The sequence below is a fragment of the Streptomyces sp. NPDC056373 genome, from assembly GCF_042262425.1.
Classification (GTDB): domain Bacteria; phylum Actinomycetota; class Actinomycetes; order Streptomycetales; family Streptomycetaceae; genus Streptomyces.
Genome location: NZ_JBHJPX010000004.1, coordinates 98,538 through 121,348, shown reverse-complemented (window position 1 = coordinate 121,348; position 22,811 = coordinate 98,538). Strand labels below are relative to the sequence as shown.

Annotated in this window: 21 protein-coding genes and 1 riboswitch; of the genes, 7 read left to right on the top strand and 14 right to left on the bottom strand. The window is 72.8% G+C overall.

From position 1 onward, the window contains the following. Positions 1 to 9: 9 nt before the first annotated feature. From ACFCXS_RS09690 to ACFCXS_RS09680, 3 genes are all read right to left on the bottom strand, one after another. Entirely contained in the window at positions 10 to 648 is a 639-nt protein-coding gene (locus ACFCXS_RS09690) for an SCO2322 family protein (protein WP_376642586.1), read from the bottom strand. Then, positions 645 to 1,901 (bottom strand): prenyltransferase/squalene oxidase repeat-containing protein, encoded by a 1,257-nt coding sequence (locus ACFCXS_RS09685; protein ID WP_376642584.1) that lies wholly within the window; start codon positions 1,899 to 1,901, stop codon positions 645 to 647. Before ACFCXS_RS09685 ends, ACFCXS_RS09690 begins: the two co-directional genes overlap by 4 nt. Before the next feature lie 136 nt (positions 1,902 to 2,037). Continuing rightward, positions 2,038 to 2,103, bottom strand: a riboswitch (cobalamin riboswitch). Between the two features lie 187 nt (positions 2,104 to 2,290). Further along, a complete protein-coding gene (locus ACFCXS_RS09680; RefSeq protein WP_376642582.1) occupies positions 2,291 to 3,316 on the bottom strand; it encodes an MBL fold metallo-hydrolase in 1,026 nt (341 codons plus the stop codon). 158 nt (positions 3,317 to 3,474) lie between these two features. On the opposite strand from ACFCXS_RS09680, the gene ACFCXS_RS09675 reads away from it, so the two are divergent. Both ACFCXS_RS09675 and ACFCXS_RS09670 read left to right on the top strand, forming a co-directional pair. Continuing rightward, entirely contained in the window at positions 3,475 to 4,926 is a 1,452-nt protein-coding gene (locus ACFCXS_RS09675) for an aldehyde dehydrogenase (RefSeq protein WP_376642580.1), read from the top strand. A 2-nt stretch (positions 4,927 to 4,928) separates the two neighbouring features. Next, entirely contained in the window at positions 4,929 to 5,162 is a 234-nt protein-coding gene (locus ACFCXS_RS09670) for a ferredoxin (protein WP_344457593.1), read from the top strand. Positions 5,163 to 5,536: 374 nt separating this feature from the next. Here the strand turns inward: ACFCXS_RS09670 and ACFCXS_RS09665 are convergent, their stop codons facing one another. After that, positions 5,537 to 6,196, bottom strand: a complete 660-nt coding sequence (locus tag ACFCXS_RS09665; protein WP_376642579.1) for a TetR family transcriptional regulator — start codon at positions 6,194 to 6,196, stop codon at positions 5,537 to 5,539. A 211-nt stretch (positions 6,197 to 6,407) separates the two neighbouring features. On the opposite strand from ACFCXS_RS09665, the gene ACFCXS_RS09660 reads away from it, so the two are divergent. From ACFCXS_RS09660 to ACFCXS_RS09650, 3 genes are read left to right on the top strand one after another with little or no spacing between them, the layout of a single operon-like run. Next, the gene (locus ACFCXS_RS09660) at positions 6,408 to 7,853 is read left to right on the top strand and encodes a glycosyltransferase family 4 protein (protein ID WP_376642577.1); all 1,446 of its coding nucleotides are present in this window, start codon (positions 6,408 to 6,410) and stop codon (positions 7,851 to 7,853) included. After that, a complete protein-coding gene (locus tag ACFCXS_RS09655) occupies positions 7,847 to 8,596 on the top strand; it encodes a class I SAM-dependent methyltransferase (RefSeq protein WP_376642575.1) in 750 nt (249 codons plus the stop codon). The genes ACFCXS_RS09660 and ACFCXS_RS09655 overlap by 7 nt, the downstream gene beginning before the upstream one ends. Next, positions 8,593 to 9,660: a prenyltransferase gene (locus ACFCXS_RS09650; protein ID WP_376642573.1), complete on the top strand. Its 1,068-nt coding sequence runs from the start codon at positions 8,593 to 8,595 to the stop codon at positions 9,658 to 9,660. Before ACFCXS_RS09655 ends, ACFCXS_RS09650 begins: the two co-directional genes overlap by 4 nt. Positions 9,661 to 9,756: 96 nt before the next feature. On the opposite strand, the gene ACFCXS_RS09645 is transcribed toward ACFCXS_RS09650, so the two are convergent. From ACFCXS_RS09645 to ACFCXS_RS09615, 7 genes are all read right to left on the bottom strand, one after another. Continuing rightward, entirely contained in the window at positions 9,757 to 10,047 is a 291-nt protein-coding gene (locus ACFCXS_RS09645) for a hypothetical protein (protein WP_376642571.1), read from the bottom strand. Between the two features lie 46 nt (positions 10,048 to 10,093). Continuing rightward, positions 10,094 to 11,104 carry an LLM class F420-dependent oxidoreductase gene (locus ACFCXS_RS09640; protein ID WP_376642569.1) on the bottom strand — a complete coding sequence of 337 codons (1,011 nt, stop codon included), beginning with the start codon at positions 11,102 to 11,104 and terminating at the stop codon, positions 10,094 to 10,096. A 99-nt stretch (positions 11,105 to 11,203) separates the two neighbouring features. Then, positions 11,204 to 12,031 (bottom strand): hypothetical protein, encoded by an 828-nt coding sequence (locus tag ACFCXS_RS09635; protein WP_376642567.1) that lies wholly within the window; start codon positions 12,029 to 12,031, stop codon positions 11,204 to 11,206. A gap of 158 nt (positions 12,032 to 12,189) precedes the next feature. After that, positions 12,190 to 13,140, bottom strand: coding sequence for an N-acetylmuramoyl-L-alanine amidase (locus ACFCXS_RS09630; protein ID WP_376642565.1), 951 nt, complete (start codon positions 13,138 to 13,140; stop codon positions 12,190 to 12,192). Between the two features lie 243 nt (positions 13,141 to 13,383). After that, positions 13,384 to 13,671: a hypothetical protein gene (locus tag ACFCXS_RS09625; RefSeq protein ID WP_376642563.1), complete on the bottom strand. Its 288-nt coding sequence runs from the start codon at positions 13,669 to 13,671 to the stop codon at positions 13,384 to 13,386. A gap of 152 nt (positions 13,672 to 13,823) precedes the next feature. Beyond that, positions 13,824 to 14,477, bottom strand: a complete 654-nt coding sequence (locus tag ACFCXS_RS09620) for a class I SAM-dependent methyltransferase (protein ID WP_376642561.1) — start codon at positions 14,475 to 14,477, stop codon at positions 13,824 to 13,826. A 102-nt stretch (positions 14,478 to 14,579) separates the two neighbouring features. Next, on the bottom strand, positions 14,580 to 16,319 hold the full coding sequence (locus ACFCXS_RS09615; protein WP_376642559.1) for an MFS transporter: 1,740 nt from the start codon (positions 16,317 to 16,319) through the stop codon (positions 14,580 to 14,582). Between the two features lie 228 nt (positions 16,320 to 16,547). Here ACFCXS_RS09615 and ACFCXS_RS09610 point away from each other — a divergent pair, with 228 nt between their 5' ends. After that, a complete protein-coding gene (locus tag ACFCXS_RS09610) occupies positions 16,548 to 18,020 on the top strand; it encodes an MFS transporter (protein WP_376642557.1) in 1,473 nt (490 codons plus the stop codon). A gap of 46 nt (positions 18,021 to 18,066) precedes the next feature. On the opposite strand, the gene ACFCXS_RS09605 is transcribed toward ACFCXS_RS09610, so the two are convergent. The 3 genes from ACFCXS_RS09605 to ACFCXS_RS09595 are packed head-to-tail and all read right to left on the bottom strand — an operon-like array spanning position 18,067 to position 21,589. Further along, positions 18,067 to 18,684 carry a response regulator gene (locus ACFCXS_RS09605; protein WP_376642555.1) on the bottom strand — a complete coding sequence of 206 codons (618 nt, stop codon included), beginning with the start codon at positions 18,682 to 18,684 and terminating at the stop codon, positions 18,067 to 18,069. Continuing rightward, positions 18,681 to 19,895 (bottom strand): hypothetical protein, encoded by a 1,215-nt coding sequence (locus ACFCXS_RS09600; RefSeq protein ID WP_376642553.1) that lies wholly within the window; start codon positions 19,893 to 19,895, stop codon positions 18,681 to 18,683. Before ACFCXS_RS09600 ends, ACFCXS_RS09605 begins: the two co-directional genes overlap by 4 nt. Positions 19,896 to 19,909: 14 nt before the next feature. Beyond that, positions 19,910 to 21,589 carry a histidine kinase gene (locus ACFCXS_RS09595; protein ID WP_376642551.1) on the bottom strand — a complete coding sequence of 560 codons (1,680 nt, stop codon included), beginning with the start codon at positions 21,587 to 21,589 and terminating at the stop codon, positions 19,910 to 19,912. A 339-nt stretch (positions 21,590 to 21,928) separates the two neighbouring features. Between ACFCXS_RS09595 and ACFCXS_RS09590 the strand changes: the two genes are divergently transcribed. After that, entirely contained in the window at positions 21,929 to 22,786 is an 858-nt protein-coding gene (locus ACFCXS_RS09590) for a MaoC/PaaZ C-terminal domain-containing protein (protein ID WP_376642549.1), read from the top strand. Positions 22,787 to 22,811 lie beyond the last annotated feature (25 nt).

The following is a 22,811-nucleotide window of genomic DNA, read 5'->3' as shown; positions in this document are numbered from 1 at the left end:
ACGGGACGGTTACCCACGCCGTCGTACCTGCCAGATCGCCGCGCCGCCCAGGATCGCCACTACGGCGATGCCCGCGATCAGGCCGAGGGACGGGCCGCCGTCCGACGGGTTCCTCTTCTCCGCCGCCGGCTTCTGTTTCCCCTTCCGGCTCTGCTCGACCTGTTCGCCGCAGCCCTGCTCCGGATAGCCCGAGATCGCGCACAGCAGGGCGTTGGTGTCGTAGCGCAGCGGCTTGGCGACTGCCGCCAGGGCCTCGGCGGTCGTCGCGTCGGGGGAGACCCGGGCGCAGGCGGTGCGGGCGGCGGGCGGGGTCTCGCCCTCGGGGGCGTCCGAGGGTGTGCCGAAGTCGAGGAGAAGGGCCACCCGCTTGCTGCCGTCCCGCGCGGGCGTCTTCGCGCAGATCGTCGCGAAGTCGGCCTTGCCGCGCGGCCGGGCCGCGTCCGCGGAGTCCTCGCTCACCGCGAAGCGGAAACCCTGGACGTCACCGTCCGAGGGGCGGGCCAGGGACGGGCCCTGCGTGGCGTAGACCCAGTGGCCGGCGTCGCGCTCCCAGAACGACCAGTACCGGTAACCGGCGGCCTGGGCCTGGCCCGCGCCCGCGCACAGCAGGAGCGGGACCAGGAGCAGGAGAAGGGCCCGGCGGATCACAGCTGCTGCTGCTTCTTGCGGCCGGTGAACAGGAAGCCGATGCCGATGCCGGCGACCAGGCAGACACCGACGTACCACCAGACGCCGAAGAAGTCCGAGCCGGACTCCTCCTTCTCGTCCGAGGCATTCCTCTTCTCGGCGCTCTTCTCGGCGGTCTGCGGGGCCGGGCCCGTGGCCCCCAGCTGCTTCACGAGGTCCGCGCCGCCGAAGTCGCGCGGGTCCGTGCCCGTCGCGTGGGCGGCGAGGATGAGCTGGGCGTAGGCGGCCGGACCGCTCCGGGCGGCCCAGGACGCGGAGTTCTTCTCCAGCCACCGCACCGACTTCCCGGCCTGCGCGGTCTCACCCAGCGCGGCGAGCGCGACGACCGCGTCGGCGGTGTTGCTGTGGTCGGGCTGGGGCTCGGCACCGGCCAGGGCGGACATGAGATGCCCGTCGTCCTCGGCGAGGGCGGTGGTGAGGTAGGCGGCCCCGTTGGCCGCGGCCTGCTCCGGCGTCCCGGCCTTCGCACAGCCCGCGCCGGACTTCTCGTCTGACTTCTCACCGGCCGTCTCGCCCGACTTCTCGCCGGGCTTGACGACCATGCCCTGGCCCAGCGCGCCCAGCACACCGGCCGCCGTGGCGTCCGCGTTGGCGGCGAGCTCACCCTTCTTGTCCGGCTGGAACGCGAAGGCGCCGCCGTCGTCCCCGCCGCACGGCAGGGCGAGCTTCAGCAGCGCGTCGTAGGGCGACTTGCCGTCCTTCTCGACCCGGCCGGGCTTCTCGCCCGCGGCGGCGAGCGCGCCTATGACGACCGACGTCGAGTTGGTGTCGCTGGGGCCGCCGGCCGAGTAGCCCCAGCCGCCGTCCTTGTTCTGGACGGACTTCAGCCAGCCGACGGCCTTGCCGGTGACGTCGTCGTGCCCGCCGAGCGCGGTGAGGGCCTGGACGGCGGCGGACGTGGCGTTGGTGTCCCGCATGGTCCTGGCGTCGCACGCGGTGGTCGGGTCGGGACGGTACGAGGCGAAGGAGCCGTCCGCGCACTGCTGACGCGCCAGCCACTGCACGGACTTCGCCGCCGGCTCCACCCCCACCGTGTCCTGCGCGAGCAGCGCGAGGGACTGCCGCCAGACCCCGTCGTACTTCGGGTCGCTGTCGCCGTACAGGGCGGAGGGGAACGCCTGGGAAGGCGACGGGGACGGGGCGGCGGCGGCCGGGGTGGCGGCGCCGATCACGGCGACGGCGGCCAGGACCGCGGCGCTGCGGCGGACGTTCATGATCGGCGGGTGCCTCTCCCTGTGGGGGAGCCGGGCAGCGCGGGACACCCCCGGGCGGCTCGGCTCCGTATACCTCGACGGTGCCGCGCACCGGCGGGCTGCCGGGCACGCGAGCCGGTCACGAACCGTACGAAGCGATCCGGCTCCCGCCGGTGCGGCGGTCACGGTTGCGAAGTCAGCGCCGGAATTGCACCGGCTTCCCCCCGTACGGTGTGATGACGACCCGCTTACTGTACCCGCACGTAGGAATCGGGCCGCGGGGAGCTGGGGAGCTGGGGAGCTGGGGAGCTGGGGAGCTGGAAAGCCGGGGAGCCGGGGGCGGGGTGGCTTCGCCGCATGCCGACCACATCGCCTCCGGGAAAGCTGCTCGTCCGAGTGCCGGCGCCGGCCTACACCGCCACGTACGCCACCGGCTCACCCCCGGGCACCGCCTCCGCCCGCCCCAGCTTCACCAGCCGCCGCAGGTGCGCCTCGGCCTCCGAGACGGCGATGGTGCGGGAGCCGTACGGGATCTCGGCCCAGGGGCGGTTCCACTCCATGCGCTCGGCGAGCTGCCAGGGGGTGAGGGGCTCGGCGAGCAGGGTCAGCAGGTCGGTCAGGCGGGACTCGTGGTGGGCGAGCAGCGCGCCGACGCGGGCGGTGGCGTCCGGGAAGGGGTGCTGGTGGGCCGGGAGGATCTCGGCGGGGGTCAGCCGGCCGACGCGCTCCAGGGAGTCGAGGTAGTCGCCCAGGGGGTCGGTGACGGTGGTGTCCTCCGGGTCCTCGTAGAGGCCGATGTGCGGGGTGATTCCGGGCAGCAGGTGGTCGCCGGAGAACAGGCGGCCGTGGCCCGGGAGTTGCGCGGGGTGGGCCTCTTCGAGGTGGAGGCAGACGTGGCCGGGCGTGTGCCCCGGGGTCCAGATCGCGCGCAGCCGGCGGCCGGGGAGGGCGAGGAGTTCGCCGGGGACGATGTCGCGGTCGGGCAGGGCGGGGGAGAAGCCGGGCAGGGGACGGGGCCGGGCCCGGCGCAGGGGTGCGAGGTGTTCCTCGGGCGCACCGGCCGCGGCGAGTTTGGCCGCCATGTACGTGTACCAGTGCTCGGGCCGGGCCTGCCTGGTCCGCCGGACGACCGCGGTGTCCGCCGCGTGCATCGCGATCCAGGCGCCCGACGCCTGACGGACCCGGCCGGACAGGCCGTGGTGGTCGGGGTGGTGGTGGGTGACGACCACGCCGTGGATCTCGGCGACCGAGGTGCCGCAGGCCGTGAGGCCCTGCACGAGGGTGTCCCAGGAGTCCGGGTCGTCCCAGCCGGTGTCGATCAGCACCGGGCCGCGGTCGGTGTCGACGACGTAGACCAGCGTGTGGCCGAGCGGGTTGTCCGGGATCGGGACCCGGAGCGACCGGACGCCTCCACCGTGGTCGGTCACCTGCGTCATTGGGTCCCCCGTCGCCGGCTCCCGCCACTATAACTAGAACGGGTTCCAGCGAGGAGTCTCCCCGTGGTGCGCGGTCCGTGGACTCCTCGTGGCCGGGCTGGTATCAGTGGGCGTACCTGATGAACCGTCAGAGAACGCTCCCGGGGAGGCAGTCGGCCATGACCGAGCTCGTGGAACACGGACAGCTGTTCATCGGCGGGGAGTTGACCGACCCCCTGGGCCAGGACGTCATCGAGGTGGTCTCGCCGCACACCGAGGAGGTCATCGGACGCGTCCCGCACGCCTCGACGGCGGATGTGGACCGGGCCGTGGCGGCGGCACGGCGGGCGTTCGACGAGGGGCCCTGGCCGCGCATGAGCCTCGACGAGCGCATCGAGGTGGTGGGCCGGATCAAGGACGCCATCACCGTCCGGCACGACGAGATCGCCCGCCTGATCTCCGCCCAGAACGGCTCTCCCTACTCCTGGAGCGTCCTCGCCCAGGCCCTCGGCGCGGTGATGGTCTGGGACTCGGCGATCACCGTCGCCCGGAACTTCACCCACGAGGAGCGGCGCGACGGGGTGCTCGGCAAGATCCTCGTGCGGCGCGAGCCCGTGGGGGTCGTGGCCGCCGTGGTCCCGTGGAACGTCCCGCAGTTCGTCGCCGCCGCCAAACTCGCCCCCGCGCTGCTCACCGGCTGCGCGGTCGTCCTCAAGCCCTCGCCCGAGTCCCCGCTCGACGCCTACCTGCTCGGCGAGATCGCCCGCGAGGCCGGGCTGCCGGAGGGCGTGCTGTCGATCCTGCCCGCCGACCGGGACGTCAGCGAGTACCTGGTCGGGCACCCCGGCATCGACAAGGTGTCCTTCACCGGGTCGGTCGCGGCCGGCAAGCGCGTCATGGAGGTCGCCGCCCGCAACCTCACCCGCGTGACGCTCGAACTGGGCGGCAAGTCGGCCGCCGTCGTCCTGCCCGACGCGGACGTCGAGACGGCCGTGGCGGGCATCGCCCCCGCGGCCTGGATGAACAACGGCCAGGCCTGCGTCGCCCAGACCCGCATCCTCCTGCCGCGCTCCCGCTACGACGAGTTCGCCGACGCCCTGGCCGCCGCGGCCGGCGCCCTGACGGTCGGCGACCCGCTGGACCCGGCCACCCAGGTGGGTCCGCTGGTGGCCCGGCGGCAGCAGCAGCGCAACCTCGACTACATCCGCATCGGACAGGAGGAGGGCGCCAAGATCCTCACCGGCGGCGGACGCCCGGCCGGCCTGGAGCGCGGCTGGTACGTCGAACCGACCCTCTTCGGCGACGTCGACAACTCCATGCGCATCGCCCGCGAGGAGATCTTCGGCCCGGTCATCTGCCTGCTGCCCTACGACGACGAGTCCGACGCCGTGAAGATCGCCAACGACTCCGACTACGGGCTGAGCGGCAGCGTCTGGACGGCGGACGTCGAGCACGGCATCGACATCGCCCGGCAGGTCCGCACGGGCACGTACTCCGTCAACACCTTCAGCCTGGACATGCTGGGGCCCTTCGGTGGCTACAAGAACTCGGGCCTGGGGCGGGAGTTCGGGCCCGAGGGGTACGGCGAGTACCTGGAGCACAAGATGATCCACCTCCCGGCGCAGGCGTAGCGATGGGCGACCGCTGGCACGTCGAGGTCGACCGCTCCCTGTGCATCGGCTCCGCGCAGTGCCTCCACCACGCGCCGGACGGCTTCCGTCTGGACGCCGCCCGCCAGTCCCGTCCGGCCGCCCCGGACATGGACGCGAACGAGCGGGTGCTGGAGGCGGCGGAGTGCTGTCCGGCGGAGGCGATCGTGATCACGCTGAGGGACAGCGGGGAGGCGGTGTTCCCGCCGGAGGAGTGACGCCCGAAAAAATCATGAATACAGGGGTTTCATTCCCTTTAGGGCGTTCTATCCTGGAAGTCGGCCTACGAGGCGAGTGAGGGAGTCCGACCGGAGTAGCCGACGTCGGCGGGAAGTGAAGTCGAGCTTCCGCTGGTGCCGACTGCGACGGTAGGGCTGAGAGGCCGGAAGGGCGCAGGGCCGAAAGGCCGGGCGACCGGAAGGCGACCCCCATCACCTGATCCGGACCATACCGGCGAAGGGAACCCGTCTCGTAGGTCCTTTGCGCGCCCGGCGCCGGGTCCACGGCGGTCGGCGACGCGCCCGGGGTCCCGGGTCCTCGCCGCGCCCGGGGTCCCAGGGGGAGGCGGGCGGTTCTCGTCGCGCGGCGGGTGCTACGGGGCGGTCGGCGCCGTCAGGTCGATCAGGCGGCACACCGTCTCGATGTCGATCTTCACCTGGGCGATGGAGGCGCGGCCCGACAGCCACGTGATGAGCGCCGAGTGCCAGGTGTGCTCGATGACGCGGACCGCCGACAGCTGCTCGGGGGTCGGGTTCTCCAGACCCATCGCGTCCAGGATGATCGCCGTCGTCTGGCGGGAGACCTGGTCCACCTCCGGGCTCACGCTGCGGTCGGCGAAGGTCAGCGCCCGGACCATCGCATCGGCCAGATGCGGCTCGCGCTGCAACGCCCGGAAGGCCCGCATCAGCGTCTCCGCGACCCGCTCGGCCGCCTTCTCGCCCTGCGGCGGCTTTTTGCGCAGCGTGCCGTGCATGTGCTCCAACTGGTCGTGCATCGTGGCGACCAGCAGGTGGATCTTGGACGGGAAGTAGCGGTACAGCGTGCCGAGCGCCACCTGGGAGGACTCCGCGACCTCCCGCATCTGCACGGCGTCGAAGCCGCCCCGGCTGGCCAGCTGCGCACTCGCGTGCAGGATGCGGCGGCGGCGGGCCTCCTGCCGCTCCGTGAGGGGCGGGGAGACGGGGGCTGCCGCTCTGGCTTCCACCTTGGCCGGCTTGTTCACCTTGGCGCTCACCTTGGCTTCCGCGGGCATGGGTCGGTCCCGTTCCGTGACCGTCCGTGAGGACGGGTGATCACACAGCATGGCACGGTGCCGTCCGTGGCGTGAATCACCTGATCCACTGCTCACAGCACCCTTACCTGCCGGTAGATTCAGAGCCTCCGGACGATCAAGTCTGAAACTTGTTCTAGATTAGCGTCCCGGCGTAATCTCGCGGGACAGTGCAGGGAGAAGGGGGCCCGGAGTGACCGCTGAGGCCAGGGAGGCCGGGGCTCCTCAGGCCCCCGCTGCCGACGGCTTGCGACCGCTCGACATCGCGCTCCTCACCTATAAAGGGAACCCGTTCTGTGGCGGCCAGGGCGTCTATGTCCGGCACCTCTCACGCGAACTGGCCCGCCTCGGCCACCGGGTCGAGGTCATCGGTTCCCAGCCGTACCCCGTCCTCGACGAGGGCCACGAGGGGCTGAGCCTCACCGAGCTGCCCAGCCTCGACCTGTACCGGCAGCCGGATCCTTTCCGCACGCCCGGGCGCGGCGAGTACCGCGACTGGATCGACGCGCTGGAAGTCGCGACCATGTGGACCGGCGGCTTCCCGGAACCGCTGACGTTCTCGCTGCGCGCCCGCCGCCACCTGCGCGCCCACCGCGGCCGGTTCGACGTCGTGCACGACAACCAGACCCTCGGCTACGGCCTGCTGGGCGATGTCGGCGCGCCCCTGGTGACGACCATCCACCACCCCATCACCGTCGACCGGCGGTTGGAGCTGGACGCGGCGGACGGCTGGAAGCGGCGCGCCTCGGTGCGGCGCTGGTACGCCTTCACGCGCATGCAGAAGCGCGTCGCTCGCCGGCTGCCGTCCGTGCTCACCGTGTCCGGCACGTCGCAGCAGGAGATCATCGACCATCTCGGGGTCCGGCGGGACCGCATCCACGTGGTCCACATCGGCGCCGACACCGACCTTTTCTCGCCGGATCCGTCGGTGCCGGTCGTACCGGGCCGGATCGTGACGACGTCCAGCGCGGACGTGTCGCTGAAGGGCCTGGTGCACCTCGTCGAGGCGCTCGCCAAGGTGCGGACCGAGCAGCCCGGCGCCCATCTCGTCGTCGTCGGCAAGCGCCCCACCGAAGGACCGGTCGCCCGGGCGATGGAGCAGTACGGCCTCGCCGGTGCCGTCGAGTTCGTCAAGGGCATCTCCGACGCGGAACTCGTCGACCTCGTGCGCTCGGCCCAGGTCGCCTGCGTGCCGTCGCTCTACGAGGGCTTCTCGCTCCCGGCCGCCGAGGCCATGGCGACGGGCACGCCCCTGCTCGCCACGACCGGCGGCGCCATACCCGAGGTCGCGGGCCGCGACGGGGAGACGTGCCTGGCGGTACCGCCCGGCGACGCGGACGCCCTGGCCGCCGGCCTGGGCCGCCTGCTGTCCGACGCGGACCTGCGCGCCCGCCTCGGCACGGCCGGACGCGAGCGCGTGCTCCGGCACTTCACCTGGGCCAGGGCCGCGGAGGGCACGGTGGCCCGCTACCGCGAGGCCATCGACCGGGCCGGGGCCGCCGACGCGCGGCGGGAACCCGGCCGTTCAGCCCCCACGACAGGTGCTGTACCCACAGCTCCCGCAGTCACCGCAGGTGCTGTCTCCGCAGCTCCGGCAGATGCAGAAGGCGTCAACTCCGAAAGCAGGGCCACGTGCTGACCGTCGACTTCTCCCGGTTCCCGCTCGCCCCGGGGGACCGGGTCCTGGACCTCGGCTGCGGGGCCGGGCGGCACGCCTTCGAGTGTTACCGGCGCGGTGCGCAGGTAGTGGCGCTGGACCAGAACGCCGAGGAGATCCGCGAGGTCGCGAAGTGGTTCGCGGCGATGAAGGAGGCCGGCGAGGCCCCCGAGGGCGCCACGGCCACCGCGATGGAGGGCGACGCCCTCGCGCTGCCCTTCCCCGACGAGTCCTTCGACGTCGTCATCATCTCCGAGGTCATGGAGCACATCCCGGACGACAAGGGCGTCCTCGCCGAGATGGTGCGGGTGCTCAAGCCCGGCGGGCGCATCGCCGTCACCGTCCCGCGCTACGGCCCCGAGAAGGTCTGCTGGAGCCTCTCCGACGCCTACCACGAGGTCGAGGGCGGCCACATCCGCATCTACAAGGCGGACGAACTGCTGGAGAAGATCCGCGGGGCCGGCCTGGAGCCCTACGGCACGCACCACGCCCACGCCCTGCACTCGCCCTACTGGTGGCTCAAGTGCGCGTTCGGCGTCGACAACGACAAGGCGCTGCCGGTGCGGGCGTACCACAAGCTGCTGGTCTGGGACATCATGAAGAAGCCGCTGGCCACCCGGGTCGCCGAGCAGGCGCTGAACCCGCTGATCGGCAAGAGCTTCGTGGCGTACGCGACCAAGCCGCACCTGCCGCGTCTGGCCGACACCGGGGCGGACGCCACGTGACCACTCCCCGGACGGAACATCTGGTCCTGCCCGGGGTCCTCACCGCAGGGCAGGCCGCCGCGACCGTCGCCGGCATCCTCGCCGTGCAGCGCGAGGACGGGGCGATCCCCTGGTTCCGGGGGCACCACCTCGATCCGTGGGACCACGTCGAGGCGGCCATGGCCCTCGACACGGCCGGCGAGCACGAGGCCGCCGAGCGGGCCTACCTCTGGCTGGCCCGGCACCAGAACGAGGACGGCTCCTGGTACGCCGCCTACACCGACGGCGAGGCCGACGCGGTCACCGACCGGGGCCGGGAGACCAACTTCGTCGCCTACATAGCCGTCGGCGTCTGGCACCACCACCTCTCCACCGGCGACGACGCGTTCCTGGACCGGATGTGGCCGGCGGTGTACGCGGCGGTGGAGTTCGTGCTGCGCCTCCAGCAGCCCGGCGGGCAGATCGGCTGGCGCCGCGACGACGACGGTACGGAGACGACGGACGCCCTGCTGACCGGCAGCTCCTCCATCCACCACGCGCTGCGCTGTGCCCTGGCCATCGCCGAGCAGCGGGAAGAGGCACAACCGGACTGGGAGTTGGCGGCGGGTGCGCTGCGGCACGCCATACGGCACCACCCCGAGCGGTTCCTCGACAAGAACCGGTACTCGATGGACTGGTACTACCCGGTGCTCGGCGGTGCGCTGACCGGCGCGCAGGCCAAGGCCCGCATCGAGGAGGACTGGGACCGGTTCGTCGTCCCCGGGCTCGGGGTGCGCTGTGTGGTTCCCAACCCGTGGGTGACGGGGGGCGAGTCGGCCGAACTCGCCCTCGCGTTGTGGGCGATGGGGGAGTCCGACCGGGCGCTGGAGATCCTGCAGTCGATCCAGCACCTGCGGGACGAGGACAGCGGGCTGTACTGGACCGGGTACGTGTTCGACGACCAGGCGATCTGGCCTCGGGAGTTGACGACGTGGACCGCCGGGTCGTTGCTGCTGGCCGTGGCCGCGTTGGGTGGGCACGAGGCTACGTGCCAGGTGTTCGGTGGGGAGTTGCCTATGGGGCTGGAGTCGGACTGCTGCGCCTAGGAGCTCGGGGGGCTCGCCTGTAGTGCGGGCGCGGGTGGTGGGTGGCTTGTCGCGCAGTTCCCCGCGCCCCTTCAGGGCGAGCCCCTCCGGGCGTTGTCAGTGGCGGGCCCGGTTGGCGATCGCGTGGCCCACGAACAGGTACACCACCGCCGCCAGACCGTAGCCGCAGACCACCCGGGCCCACGCCTCGTCGAACGTGAACAGGTCGTGCGACCAGCCGGCGAGCCAACGGGCCGCGTCGTGGATGAACTGGACGAACGAGTTGCCGGGGTTGGCGTCCAGCAGATACATCAGGATCCAGAGACCCAGGATCAGGGCCATGATGTCGGCCACGACCGCTACGATCGTGCCGGCTTGACTCGCGCCGTTGCGATATCGAGGGGACATAGTCTCCGGATTGCCCTTGAACTCTGGATGAAACCCGGGGATTCGCTCAGGAGTTCAACTCCGCGAGAACCCGCAGCGTGTGCGGGTCGGGGCTGAGCACGAGGAGGTCAGTCACCGGGCCCTTGCGCCACAGCTCCAGCCGCTCGGCGATCCGTTCGCGCGGACCGACCAGGGAGATCTCGTCGGCGAAGGCGTCGGGGACCGCGAGTACGGCCTCCTCCCGGCGGCCGGAGAGGAACAGTTCCTGGATGCGGCGGGCCTCGGACTCGTAACCCATGCGGGCCATCAGGTCGGCGTGGAAGTTGCGAGCCGCGTGCCCCATGCCGCCGATGTAGAAGCCGAGCATCGCCTTGACGGGCAACAGGCCCTCGGCGACGTCCTCGCAGACCCGGGCCTGTGCCATCGGCGCCACCACGAACCCCTCGGGCAGCTCGGCCAGGGCCGGGCCGTAGACCTCGGGCCGGGTCGGCGCCCAGTACAGCGGCAGCCAGCCGTCGGCGATCCGGGTCGTCTGGGCGACGTTCTTCGGGCCCTCCGCGCCCAGCAGGACGGGCAGATCGGCGCGCAGCGGGTGGGTGATCGGCTTGAGGGGCTTGCCGAGGCCCGTGGCGTCCGGGCCCCGGTAGGGGTGGGAGTGGAAGCGGCCCGCCAGTTCGACGGGGGCCTCGCGGCGCAGCACCTGCCGCAGGACGTCGACGTACTCGCGGGTGGCGGCGAGGGGAGAGGCGGGGAACGGGCGGCCGTACCAGCCCTCGACCACCTGCGGGCCGGAGAGGCCGAGGCCCAGCAGCATCCGGCCGCCGGAGAGATGGTCCAGGGTGAGGGCGTGCATCGCGGTCGTGGTGGGCGACCGGGCCGCCATCTGCGCGACCGCCGTACCGAGGCGGATGCGGGAGGTGTGCGCCGCGATCCAGGTGAGCGGGGTGAACGCGTCCGAGCCCCAGGACTCAGCCGTCCAGACCGAGTCGTAGCCGAGCCGCTCGGCCTCCTGCGCGAGAGGGACGTGGCCGGGGGAGGGGCCGCGGCCCCAGTAGCCGAGCGTGAGACCGAGCCGCATGCCTGCCTCCTGACGGTACGTCAGCTGACGGAGGCGACGACTGTACGGCAACGGCCCCCCGCCCGGAAGGGCGAGGGGCCGTGCGAGAGGTGTGCGGGCTCAGCCGCGCTGGATGCCCGACGTGTCCTGCAGGACGCCGCGGCGGCCGTCCTGCGTCTGGGCGACCAGGGCCGCTCCGCGCTGCTCGACGGCCAGGTACCAGGTGCCCGGGGCGAGTTCGGCGATGGGCGTGGGCGAGCCGTCCTCCGCGAACAGCGGCCGCGGCACCGGCACCGCGAACCAGAACGGGGAGAAGTCCCCGGCCGGCGGCTGCGGAGCCTGGGCCTGCGTCGGCTGCGGCTGCTGACCGCCGTAGGGCTGCCCCGGCTGCGGCTGGCCGTAGCCGCCGGGCTGCTGCGCGCCCGGGTAGCCGTAACCACCGGGCGGCTGGGCGCCGTAGGGCTGCGGGGCGGCCGGGCGGGGAGCCGGGACGAGGGCGCCCTTGAGGGCCGGGACGAGGGGCGTGGCGATGGCGGCGGCGGCCATCAGCAGCGTGGCGACGAGGGCGAGGATCATGCCGACGCCGGGGCTCGGAAGATAGTCGGCGCGAGTCCCCTCGATGTTGTCGTAGCCACCGGTCACGTCGAAGATGTTGCCGAGCGCGCTCCACGCGGCGAACACCGTGAAGGCCGCGCCGAACTGGCCGAGCTCGATCCCGGCGATCTTCGGCAGCTGCGGCAGGCCACGCGCCACGACGACCAGCGCGCCGCCGATGATCCCGGCCAGCACCACGCTGAACACGACCGGGCCGCTGCCCCACAGGCTGGGGAGGTCGACGCTGTCGGGGACATTGTCGAACGAGTAGAGGTCGAGGAACGACGCGATCAACAGCAACACCGCTGCACCGATCACCACGCCGTCGCCCCGAGTGAGGGAGCGGATATTCACTTCAGGTCCTTCGTAGGTCGTCTCGTCGTCCGTGGAGGCGTCGCCGTCACCATGCCGCCGTGTGGACTCGGTGTGAAGCGCGGGGGTGGCCCCTCATCGTAAGGAGGACCCTATCGTCCGCCAGGTCAGGGTGTCCGCCGGGATCTGCCGGTCCGGGACTACCCGCGCAGAAAACTCACGATTCCCTCGGAGATCCCTTGCGCCGCCTTCTGTCGCCACGCGCCGCTGGTGAGCAACGCCGCGTCCTTGCTATCGCGCATGTTGCCGCACTCGATGAACACCTTGGGAACCGTTGACAGATTGAGACCGCCCAGGTCCTTACGCGTGACGAGACCGCTGCCGTCGCCGATGTAGTTGGAGGGCGCGCTGCCGGTGACGGCCACGAAGCGGCCCGCGACGTGCTCGCCGAGATCGCGGGAGGGGCCGACGATCGCCCGGGTGTCCGCGGCGCCCGCGTGGACCGCGCCGGGCAGGATCACGTGGAAGCCGCGGTTGCCGGCGCCCGAGCCGTCCGCGTGGATCGAGACGACGGCGTCGGCCTTCGCCTGGTTGCCGATCCGGGCCCGTTCGTCCACGCACGGCCCGAACGGACGGTCGCCGTCCTGCGTCAGTTTCACCGTGGCGCCCTGCTTCTCCAGCAGCGTGCGCATCCGGTGCGCCACGTCCAGCGTGAACTTCGCCTCGGTGTAACCGTCGTTGGTGGACGTGCCCGTGGTGTCGCACTCCTTGGAGTTCGTCCCGATGTCGACCTTGCGGTTGATCTCGGACGCGTGCTGGAAGTTGCCCGGGTTGTGCCCCGGGTCGATGACGACGACCTTGCCCTTGAGCGGGCCGGAGGCGGCGGGCGCGGAGGCCGAGGGGGTGTCCGTGGGCCCCGGGGAGGCGCCCGGCTTCTTGGCGTCGTCGGTGGGCGCGCTCGACGCCGCGGGCGAGGAGGACCGCACGGTCGCCCGGCCCAAACCCCCGTCGTCCCCGGAGCCGCCCACCGTCTCGTACACCAGCCAGCCGAGCAGTGCCCCCGGCACCAGCGCGGCGAGCGCGACGGTCAGGGGGCCGCGGCGGGGGCGGCGGGGCTGGGGAGGTTCGAAGTCCGGGCCTACGTACGACACGCCTGCCACCCTAGCGGCCGCCGGCGGGGGCGGCGGGCCGAGGACGGCCCGACGGGTGGTGGCCGGGGGCGGGCGGGTGATGGCCGGGCCCTGACGGTTTCGGCCGGGTCGGCGGGTGGTGGCCTGGCTGACGGGTTCTGGTGTGGCCGACGGGTGTGGGCCGGGTCGTGTCCGCCGTCGCCCCGTCGCCCCGTCGCCCCGTCGTCCGTCCGGAGAGGAGCAGACGGGGGTCGCGGTCCCTGCCTACACCCCGCTCCCGCCGTCCTCCCCGTGCCGTACCGATTCCTTCACCCGCGCCTCCACCTCCTGGCGGGGGGTGCCCTCCTGCTTCGCGTACCCGGTCACCGCCGCCTGGACGTCCCGGGCGAGATCGCGCCAGGCGCGCCAGGCCGTCTCCCAGGTGCTGGTCTGCTGGCCGCTCCACTTGGTCTGGGTGGGCGGCCCGTACGCGTCCTGCAGATGACGCACGCGGGCGTACGCCTCGTCGGCCGCGCGTTGCTTCTCCACGAGCTCTTCGAAGGTGTGTGCCACGCGCCCGGATCCTTGGGCAGCGACGGTCGCCCACCGACGCGCCACGCCGCCCGTGGGCCGACCGGGCGGGGGTGCGTCCGGCGCAGTTCACCCGCCCGGGCGCCTGCCGGCACCGTGGCAGGCGACCAGCAGATCCAGAACCTGACGAAGCACTACTGGATGCCTCGGCCCGTGCGCCGCAGCACCCGCAGCGAGTCCGTCGCCGAGACCTCGGTGAACGCGCCGGAGGCGAGCGCCCGCAGGTAGATCCGGTAGGGGGCCTGGCCCGTGAACTCGTTTTGCGGGTCGGGGAAGACGTCGTGGATGAGCAGCAGACCGCCCTCGGCGACGTGCGGCGCCCAGCCCTCGTAGTCGGCCGTGGCGTGCTCGTCGGTGTGGCCGCCATCGATGAAGACGAAGCCCAGCGGCGTCCGCCAGAACGCGGCGATCCGCGGGGACCGCCCGACCAGCGCCACCACGTGCTCCTCCAGGCCCGCCCGGTGCAGCGTGCGGCGGAACGTGGGCAGCGTGTCCATCAGGCCGACCTCGGGGTCGACGGTCTCGGGGTCGTGGTAGTCCCAGCCCGGCTGCTGCTCCTCGCTGCCGCGGTGGTGGTCGACGGTGAGCGCGCTGACCCCGGCCTCGCGGGCCGCGTCGGCGAGCAGGATCGTGGACCGGCCGCAGTACGTGCCGACCTCCAGCAGCGGCAGCCCGAGCCGCCCGGCCTCCACGGCCGCCGCGTACAGCGCCAGCCCCTCACCGGCGGGCATGAACCCCTTCGCCGCCTCGAACGCGGCCAGGATCTCGGGCTTCGGGGCCGCGGGCATGGGGTTCCTCTCGGTCGTACGACGGTCAGGGCGCCCATCGTGCCGCACCCCCTGCCGCGAGCACGACAGGGGGTACCGGTGAGTAGGGGGAGGGGCGGCGGGTCAGGCCGAGACCGGCTCGCCCGGCAGCGACAGGTCCAGGTCGATCGGGCGCTCGTCGCCCGCGTGGGTCGCGGACGAGGCGAGCGGGCCGTGGCCCGTGGCCCGGGCGGCCACCACGTAGGAGCCCCGGTCGGGGACGACGAGCGTGTAGCTGCCGTCCTCGGCGGAGAGCGTCGCCCCGGCCTGACGGCCGCGGCGGTCGATCAGCGTGACCTTGGCGCGGGCGACGGGGGAGCCGTCGGCGCCCAGCACCCGGCCGCGGAAACCGCGCAGCACCTGCTCGGCACGCTCCAGTGCCGCGTCCTCCTCGCTGCTGGCGCGCAGCTGCGGCTTGTTCGACGGCCGCCGCCCCGGCAGGAACAGCGCCAGGAGCAGGCCCACGGCCACCGCGCCCGTCGCGATGAGGAAGGAGACCCGGAAGCCGTGCATGGTCGGGATCTCGACGCCGCCGACGTTGTTCGCGGTGTTCGCCAGCACCATGCCGATCACGGCACTGGAGACCGAGGTGCCGATGGAGCGCATCAGGGTGTTGAGGCCGTTGGCCGCACCAGTCTCCGACGCCGGGACGGCGCCCACGATCAGCGCGGGCAGCGAGGAGTAGGCGAGGCCGATGCCCGCGCCCAGGAGGACCGAGATGACCAGGCTCTGCCAGGCGGCGCTCATCAGGCCGAGGCCGGCGCCGTAGCCGATCGCGATGATCATCAGGCCGAGGATCAGGGTGAACTTGGGGCCGTACTTCGCGGACAGCCGGGCGTAGACGGGCGCCGTGAACATCATCGTCAGGCCGAGCGGCGCGACGAGCAGGCCCGCGACGACCATCGACTGGCCGAGGCCGTAGCCGGTGGACTTCGGCAGCTGGAGCAGCTGCGGCAGGACCAGGGAGACGACGTAGAAGGAGACGCCGACCATGATCGAGGCCAGGTTGGTGAAGAGGACGGCAGGGCGGGCCGTGGTGCGCAGGTCGACCAGCGGGGCCTTCACGCGCAGCTCCATCACGCCCCACAGCACGAGCACGACCGCCGAGGCGGCGAACAGGCCGAGGGTGGTGCCGGAGGCCCAGCCCCAGTCGCTGCCCTTGGTGATCGGCAGCAGGAACAGCACGAGTCCGGCGGACAGGCCGAGCGCGCCCGGCAGGTCGAAGGAGCCCTCGGCGCGCATCGGGGACTCCGGCACGACGAGAAGGGTGAGGGCGATGGCCACGACGCCGAGGCCGGCGGCCCCGTAGTAGAGGGTGTGCCAGTCGCTGTGCTGGGCGACCAGGGCGGCGGCGGGCAGGGCGAGGCCGCCGCCGACGCCGATGGAGGAGCTCATCAGGGCCATCGCCGAGCCGAGCTTCTCGAGGGGCAGCATGTCGCGCATCAGGCCGATGCCGAGCGGGATCGCGCCCATCGCGAAGCCCTGCAGCGTACGGCCGGTGATCATGAGCAGCAGATCGCTGGTGAGCGCGCTGACCAGGGCGCCTACGACCATCACGGCCAGGCTGAGGATCAGCATGCGGCGCTTGCCGTAGAGGTCGCCGAGGCGGCCCATGATCGGGGTGGCCACCGCGCCCGAGAGGAGGGTCGAGGTGAGGACCCAGGTGGCGTTGCTGGGGGCGGTGTCCAGCAGTTGCGGCAGATCCTTGATCACCGGGACGAGCAGGGTCTGCATCACCGCGACAACGATGCCCGCGAAGGCGAGCACCGGGACCACGGCCCCGCTCGCTCTGCCGGCGGGGCGGTCTGTCGTCGTCTGCGTCATTGAGGAGGGCCTCCAGGCCGGGGAGCGTCGGGTTACGTGGAATCTGAACCTTGTATGTCCAGGCAACTATTCCGTTGCTTCGGCACCCTAACGAAAACTTGACCTTTCCTTGGTCCTGGCGGGGGATTATGAGGGGATCCGCAGCGGTTTGTCCGGAGGCCTAGGTCCGAGGACCGAGTGCCGGGCCCTGCGAAATCCTGATGCAAGGGGCTCAAGGTGGTTGAGAGCATGACACCCATGCTCGAATCCGCCGATGCCGCCACCGCCCGACGCTCCCGCATATCCCGGCTCCCCCGGCTGCCCCGGCCGCGTCCGCGCGAAGCGCCGCCGATGTGGCTCGTGGTGGCGCTCACCTGCGCCGGGCAGTTCCTCGTCGTCCTGGACGTCTCCGTCGTCAACGTGGCGCTGCCGTCCATGCGGACCGGACTGGGGCTCGGCGAGCAGGGCCTGCAATGGGTGGTGAACGCCTACGCCATCGCCTTCGCCGGGTTCATGCTGCTCGGCGGGCGCGCCGGTGACCTCTACGGCCGCAAGCGGATGTTCCTCGTCGGGCTCGGCCTGTTCACCCTGGCCTCGGCGGCCGGCGGGCTCGCGCAGGACGACTGGCAGCTGCTCGTGGCGCGGGCCGTGCAAGGGCTCGGCGCGGCGGTGCTGGCGCCCTCGACGCTGACGATCCTCACGGCGTCGGTGCCGGAGGGCGCCGCGAGGGCCCGGGCCATCGGGACCTGGACGGCCGTCGGGGCCGGCGGCGGCGCGGCGGGCGGTCTGGTCGGCGGTCTGCTGGTGGAGACGCTCTCCTGGCGCTGGGTGCTGCTGATCAACGTGCCCGTCGGGGCCGTGGTGCTGTGCGCCGCGGCCTGGTTCCTCACCGAGGGACGCGCCGGAGACGGCCGCCGCCTCGACCTGCCGGGCGCCCTGCTCGTCACGGCCGGTCTCGGCACGCTGGCCTACGGCATCTCCCAGACGGCGGCGGCGGGCTGGTCGGCACCGGCCACCGTGCTGCCCCTGCTCGCCGGGCTGGTCCTCCTCGGGGCGTTCCTGGCGGTCGAGGCCCGCACGGCGAGCCCGCTGATGCCGCTCGGCCTGCTGCGCCTGCGCTCGGTCTCCTCGGCGAACGTCTCGATGTTCCTGTGCGGCTCCGCGATGTTCTGCATGTGGTTCTTCATGACCCTCTACGCGCAGAACGTCCTCGGCTACACCCCGATCGAGGCCGGCCTCGCCCTGGTCCCGAGCTCCCTCGCCGTCATCCTCGGCTCCAAGCTCGCACCGCGCCTGATGCGACCGGTCGGCCCGCGCAACGTCGCCGCGCTGGGAACCCTCGTCGCCGTGGCCGGATTCGCCTGGCAGTCCACGATGACCTCCGACGGCTCCTACACCACGGCGATCCTCGTCCCAGGCATCCTCATGATGCTCGGCGCGGGCCTGGCGGCGACCCCGCTGGCCTCCCTGGCCACCTCCGGCGCCGCCCCCGAGGAGGCGGGCCTGGTCTCCGGTCTCGTCAACACGTCCCGCACGATGGGCGGTTCACTGGGCCTGGCGGTCCTGTCCACCCTCGCGGCGGCCGAGTCGGCGGGCAGCACGACCCCGCAGTCCCTGACCGAGGGCTATGCCCTCGCGTTCCGCGTCGGAGCGGGGGTCCTGACGGCCGGGGTCGTGCTGATGTGGCTGTGGCTGCCACGGCGTGCGCCCCAGGTGCCGTGAGAGGGACCGGGGCGGGGTGGCCCAGGTGCCGTGAGAGGCACGGAGGTCACAGCCAGCCCTGGCGGCGGGCCTCGCGGAGGGCTTCCATGCGGTTGCGGGTGGCCGTCTTGCCGATCGCCGAGGAGAGGTAGTTGCGGACGGTGGACTCCGAGAGGTGGAGCCTGGCCGCGATGTCGGCGACCGTCGCGCCGTCCGCGGAGGCCTTGAGCGCGTCGCTCTCGCGGGCCGTCAGGGGGTTGGGGCCCGCGCTGAGGGCGGCGGTGGCCAGGGCCGGGTCGACGACCGTCTCGCCCGCCAGCACCCGGCGGACGGCGGCGGCGAGCTCCTCCACGGGACCGTCCTTGACCAGGAAACCGGCCGCTCCCGCCTCCATGGCCCGGCGCAGGTAGCCGGGGCGGCCGAAGGTCGTGAGGATCAGCACGCGGCAGCCGGGGACCCGGTCACGCAGATCCGCAGCGGCGTCCAGGCCGCTCCGGCCCGGCAGTTCGATGTCGAGGAGGGCGACGTCCGGGCGGTGGGCGAGGGCCGCGTCCAGGATCGCGTCTCCCGCGGCCACCTGCGCGACGACCTCGATGTCGTCCTCCATCCCCAGCAGCAGCGCGAGCGCACCGCGCATCATGCCCTGGTCCTCCGCGAGCAGCAGGCGGATGCGCCGGGCGGTCATGGTCCCGGGGTGGGGCGGGCCGTCTCCAGCAGTGAGGTCAGGGTCCGCATGAAGGACGCCGCCGAGTGGTCCGCGTGGTCGCGGACGCGCGCCGCGACCGTGTCGGCGCCCCCGCCCTCCAGGAGGCCGGCGATCCGGTCCAGGTCCTGCCCGTGCCCCTCCTCGGTGGTCAGGTAGAAGTCCGTGGCGTCGTACGCCATGTGGAAGACGTGCTTCTTCACATCGCTCAGCGTCAGGTAGTCGTCGTGCGTCTTGGGCGTCGGCTCGGGCGCGCCGACGCACACCGCGGGCGTACCGGCGCCCCACGCGTTGACGGCCAGGTGGTACGTGTCGGTGATGACCAGCCGGTAGCGGGGCAGGACCCCGACCAGATCGCCGACCGTGGGAGTCCCCGGGCGGGCCGCGATGTGGCCGACCGCGGCGGGGACGTCCCGGTCGAACCAGGGCAGCCACTCCAGCGGGACGCCCAGACGGTCGGACAGGCCCTGGCAGAAGGCGGGCAGCCAGTCGGGGATCGGCGTACGGGCGCCGAGGAAGACGCCGACGGCCCCGTTCTCGGGCACCGACCGGGACCACTGCGAGACCGGGAGGTGGTCGAGGTCGCCGGGGCGGGACAGCAGCGCCGCGTCCGAGCCGAAGTGGTCGGTCGTACGGTCCCGGCGCAGATGCGCGAGCTTCGCCGCCGAGAGCGGATCGCGCACCCACATACGGTGGCTGCCCGTGACCAGGCGGGAGAACAGCGGGCCGTACTCCTTGTCCTCGTAGTCCGACTGCGTGTTGTGCAGGATCGTCCCGCCGTAGCTGAGGGTCCGTGCGAGGACCTCGTCCGGCTGGTCGGCGAGGAGCAGGGCCCGGTTCAGCTGCGCCCGGGCGTCGTCCCGGTCCGTGGCGAAGCCGAAGTCGAGCAGACGGTTCGTCGCGTCCTGCGCCAGGTAGTGCCGGGTGTGCAGGAAGTCGCCCCAGAAGACGACCGCGTCGTGGTCGCCGAGCGTGTCGAGGTGCTCGGCCAGCGGATGGAAGCGGAACGGGAAGGCGGTGCCGCGCGCACCCTCGCGCAGCGGCACGGTCTCCGGCGTGTGCAGCGTGTACCAGGTGGCGTCGAACGCGGTGTCCATCCGCCGCCGCAGGGACTCGAACGCCAAGTCCACGGTCAGCATGCCCGTGTTGCGGTACCCGATGTTCGGCGCGGTGATGACGGCGACGCGTCCCATGTGCTCCCGTTCCCCTAGGGCTCTCGACCGTTGCCGGCGGCCTCGACGTGTGGTCGCGCGGACCACCGGCCAACGTACACGTCCGGGTCGCACCGGAAGCCGGCCGCCCCCGGCCCCTCCGGCCGCTCCTGCGCCGCGTCCGCCAAAAGCTCCGCCGCCACCGCGAAGCCGCCCCTGGCCCGCGACCCCGCGGTCAGCGAACCACCCGCCGCCGCGAGCCGCTCCGTCAGCCCGGTCAGCCCTGTGCCGTCGGAGCCGACCGTCGTGCGGGCTGAGCCGGTGGGTCCTGTGCCGTCGGAGCCGACCGTCGTGGGGGCTGAGCCGGTGGGTCCTGTGCCGTCGGAGCCGACCGTTGTGCGGGCTGAGCCGGTGGGTCCCGTGCCGTCGGAGCCGACCGTCGTGCGGGCTGAGCCGGTGGGTCCCGTGCCGTCGGAGCCGACCGTCGTGGGGGCTGAGCCGGTGGGTCCTGTGCCGTCGGAGCCCACCCTCGTGCGGGCGGAGCCGGTGTGCCCTGTGCCGCCGGTGTCGCTCAGCCCCCTGCCGCCGGAAGCCGCAGGTGCCGCGTCGCAGTTCAGCACCGTGTCACCGGCGACGGCCCCGCCACCGTCGTCCGAGACCGTCAGCCGAACCCGCTCCCCGTCTCCCGCCAGTGTGATCTCGCAGCGGTTCGCCCCGCTGTGCCGGACGACGTTGGTGACCGCCTCCCGGACCACCCAGCCCAGCAGCGCCTCGGTCTGCGGCCCGAGCGGCGGGCCGGAGCGGCTCACCACGGGCGTGATGCCCGCCGCCGTCAGGACGGAGTGAGCCCGGTCGAGTTCCGTGGCGAGGCTGCCCTGCCGGTAGCCGCTCACCGCCTCGCGGATCTCCGTCAGGGCCTGCCGTCCCACGGCCTCGATGTCCGTGATCTGGGCCAGCGCCGCGTCCAGGTCGCGGCCGGCCAGCCGACGGGCCGCCTCCGACTTCACGACGATCACCGACATCGTGTGCCCGAGCAGGTCGTGCAGGTCGCGGGAGAAGCGCAGCCGTTCCTTCTCGACCGCCCGGTGGGCCAGCTCCTCACGGGCGGCGCGCAGTTCGCGCACCGCCTCGGAGAGCCGCATGATCGCGGCCGTCACCATCGTGGAGATCCAGGTGGCGTACGCGATGTCGAGGCCGCCCCAGCCGTCGTGGAACCACGCCACCGCGCCCGCCAGCACCGCCAGGGCCGTACCGGCGGGCCGCAGGTGCCGCAACCGCAGGGCCGCGCCGGTCGCCAGGCCGAGCAGCGGGAAGAACAGCAGCCAGTTGTCGCCGTAGCCGGCGGCGAGCGCGCAGGTCACGGCCGCCAGCATGGCCAGTGCGACCCGGGTCGAGAGGGCCTCGCGCTTCTGCTTGTCGAACGAGCGGAACGCCACGTAGATGTACAGGCTGTTGAAGGTCAGCAGGCCCAGGCCGCCGATCCACGGATCCGCGTCGCGGCCCTGGAAGAGGTTGGAGAAGGCGCCCATCCCCAGCAGCAGCCAGGGCAGCAGGGTGAAGCCGGTGGGCGGCGGGCCGGCGGCGGCCGCGTCGGGCCCGCCCGCCTTCCGGGCCGCCCGCCACTCGGCCTTGAGCCGGCCCTTGTTCGCCCGGTAGTAGCGCTGGTGCTCCCGGGCCTCGCGGACATCCGACCGCATGGCCTCGAACCGGCACCCGACCTTGTCCCTCCAGGACATGTCCCCCTCCTTCGTCCCGACCGCGCGCGGGCAGTGCCCGCAGGGGCCACGCCGGGGACGGTGCGACCCGCCGGGCCCGCGCGGCCATGGCAGCGACGTTACGGATCCGCCGGGCCGCGCGGCAGATGCGCTTGTACGGACCGCGGCAGGACAAATGTCATCACCCGGCGATCTGACACAGTGTCAGGAGCCTTCACAACTGCCGGGGCCTCGGCTATACAGAGGCGCGGGACTGGAACGCGTTTCAGTTCGCGTCCCGGTCCGGTCCCAGACGGCCTCGGTGCGGCCGACGGTGCGGACGGCCGTACCGAGGTCTTTCCTCCGGCGATCAGGAGCCCCATGCCCATCGACGCAGCCAAGGCGCTCGCCGCCGCACCCCGGACCGGCGAACTCTCCTGGGACCCCAGGGACGTGCAGCTCTACCACCTGGGCATCGGCGCGGGCAGCCCCGCCACCGACCCCGACGAACTGCGCTACACCCTGGAGACCCGGCTGCACGTCCTGCCCAGTTTCGCCACCGTCGCCGGCGGCGGAAAGCCCGGCGTCACCAGCGGGCTGTCCATGCCCGGCGTCGAGGTCGACCTGGCCCGCGTCCTGCACGGCGGCCAGAACCTCGTCATCCACCGGCCCATCCCGGCGACGGGCACCGCCACCGCGACCAACCGCATCGCCGCCGTGTACGACAAGGGCACCGCGGCCGTCCTCGTGCTGCGCACCGACGTCGCGGACACCGAGGGCCCGTTGTGGACCAACGACGCCCAGATCTTCGTGCGCGGCGAGGGCGGCTGGGGCGGCTACCGCGGCCCCTCCACCCGCCTCGAACCGCCCACCGGCGAACCCGACCGGACCGTCGAGCGACCCGTCCGCGACGACCAGGCCCTGCTTTACCGTCTCTCCGGCGACTGGAACCCGCTGCACGCCGACCCGGAGTTCGCCGAGCTCGCCGGATTCGAGCGGCCCATCCTGCACGGCCTGTGCACCTACGGCATCACGCTCAAGGCGGTCGTCGACACCCTGCTCGGCGGGGACGTGACCCGGGTGCGGTCCTACGCCACCCGGTTCGCCGGGGTCGTGTACCCGGGGGAGACCCTGCGGATCCGCATGTGGCACACACCCGGCTCCACCCGGGTCGCCGTGAGCGCCGTCGAACGCGAGGACGCCCCCGTCCTCGCCGACACCGTCGTCGAACACTCCTGAACCACCACGCCGTACGAGGGGAGCC

Excerpts from the sequence above, each read along its gene's own strand:
- ACFCXS_RS09675 (WP_376642580.1), top strand. The coding sequence starts at position 3,475 with ATGACCGAGCTCGTGGAACACGGACAGCTGTTCATCGGCGGGGAGTTG.
- ACFCXS_RS09670 (WP_344457593.1), top strand. The coding sequence starts at position 4,929 with ATGGGCGACCGCTGGCACGTCGAGGTCGACCGCTCCCTGTGCATCGGC.
- ACFCXS_RS09645 (WP_376642571.1), bottom strand. The coding sequence starts at position 10,047 with ATGTCCCCTCGATATCGCAACGGCGCGAGTCAAGCCGGCACGATCGTA.
- ACFCXS_RS09685 (WP_376642584.1), bottom strand. The coding sequence starts at position 1,901 with ATGAACGTCCGCCGCAGCGCCGCGGTCCTGGCCGCCGTCGCCGTGATC.
- ACFCXS_RS09665 (WP_376642579.1), bottom strand. The coding sequence starts at position 6,196 with ATGCCCGCGGAAGCCAAGGTGAGCGCCAAGGTGAACAAGCCGGCCAAG.
- ACFCXS_RS09600 (WP_376642553.1), bottom strand. The coding sequence starts at position 19,895 with ATGGGACGCGTCGCCGTCATCACCGCGCCGAACATCGGGTACCGCAAC.
- ACFCXS_RS09590 (WP_376642549.1), top strand. The coding sequence starts at position 21,929 with ATGCCCATCGACGCAGCCAAGGCGCTCGCCGCCGCACCCCGGACCGGC.
- ACFCXS_RS09620 (WP_376642561.1), bottom strand. The coding sequence starts at position 14,477 with ATGCCCGCGGCCCCGAAGCCCGAGATCCTGGCCGCGTTCGAGGCGGCG.
- ACFCXS_RS09605 (WP_376642555.1), bottom strand. The coding sequence starts at position 18,684 with ATGACCGCCCGGCGCATCCGCCTGCTGCTCGCGGAGGACCAGGGCATG.
- ACFCXS_RS09640 (WP_376642569.1), bottom strand. The coding sequence starts at position 11,104 with ATGCGGCTCGGTCTCACGCTCGGCTACTGGGGCCGCGGCCCCTCCCCC.
- ACFCXS_RS09595 (WP_376642551.1), bottom strand. The coding sequence starts at position 21,589 with ATGTCCTGGAGGGACAAGGTCGGGTGCCGGTTCGAGGCCATGCGGTCG.
- ACFCXS_RS09610 (WP_376642557.1), top strand. The coding sequence starts at position 16,548 with ATGACACCCATGCTCGAATCCGCCGATGCCGCCACCGCCCGACGCTCC.
- ACFCXS_RS09680 (WP_376642582.1), bottom strand. The coding sequence starts at position 3,316 with ATGACGCAGGTGACCGACCACGGTGGAGGCGTCCGGTCGCTCCGGGTC.
- ACFCXS_RS09615 (WP_376642559.1), bottom strand. The coding sequence starts at position 16,319 with ATGACGCAGACGACGACAGACCGCCCCGCCGGCAGAGCGAGCGGGGCC.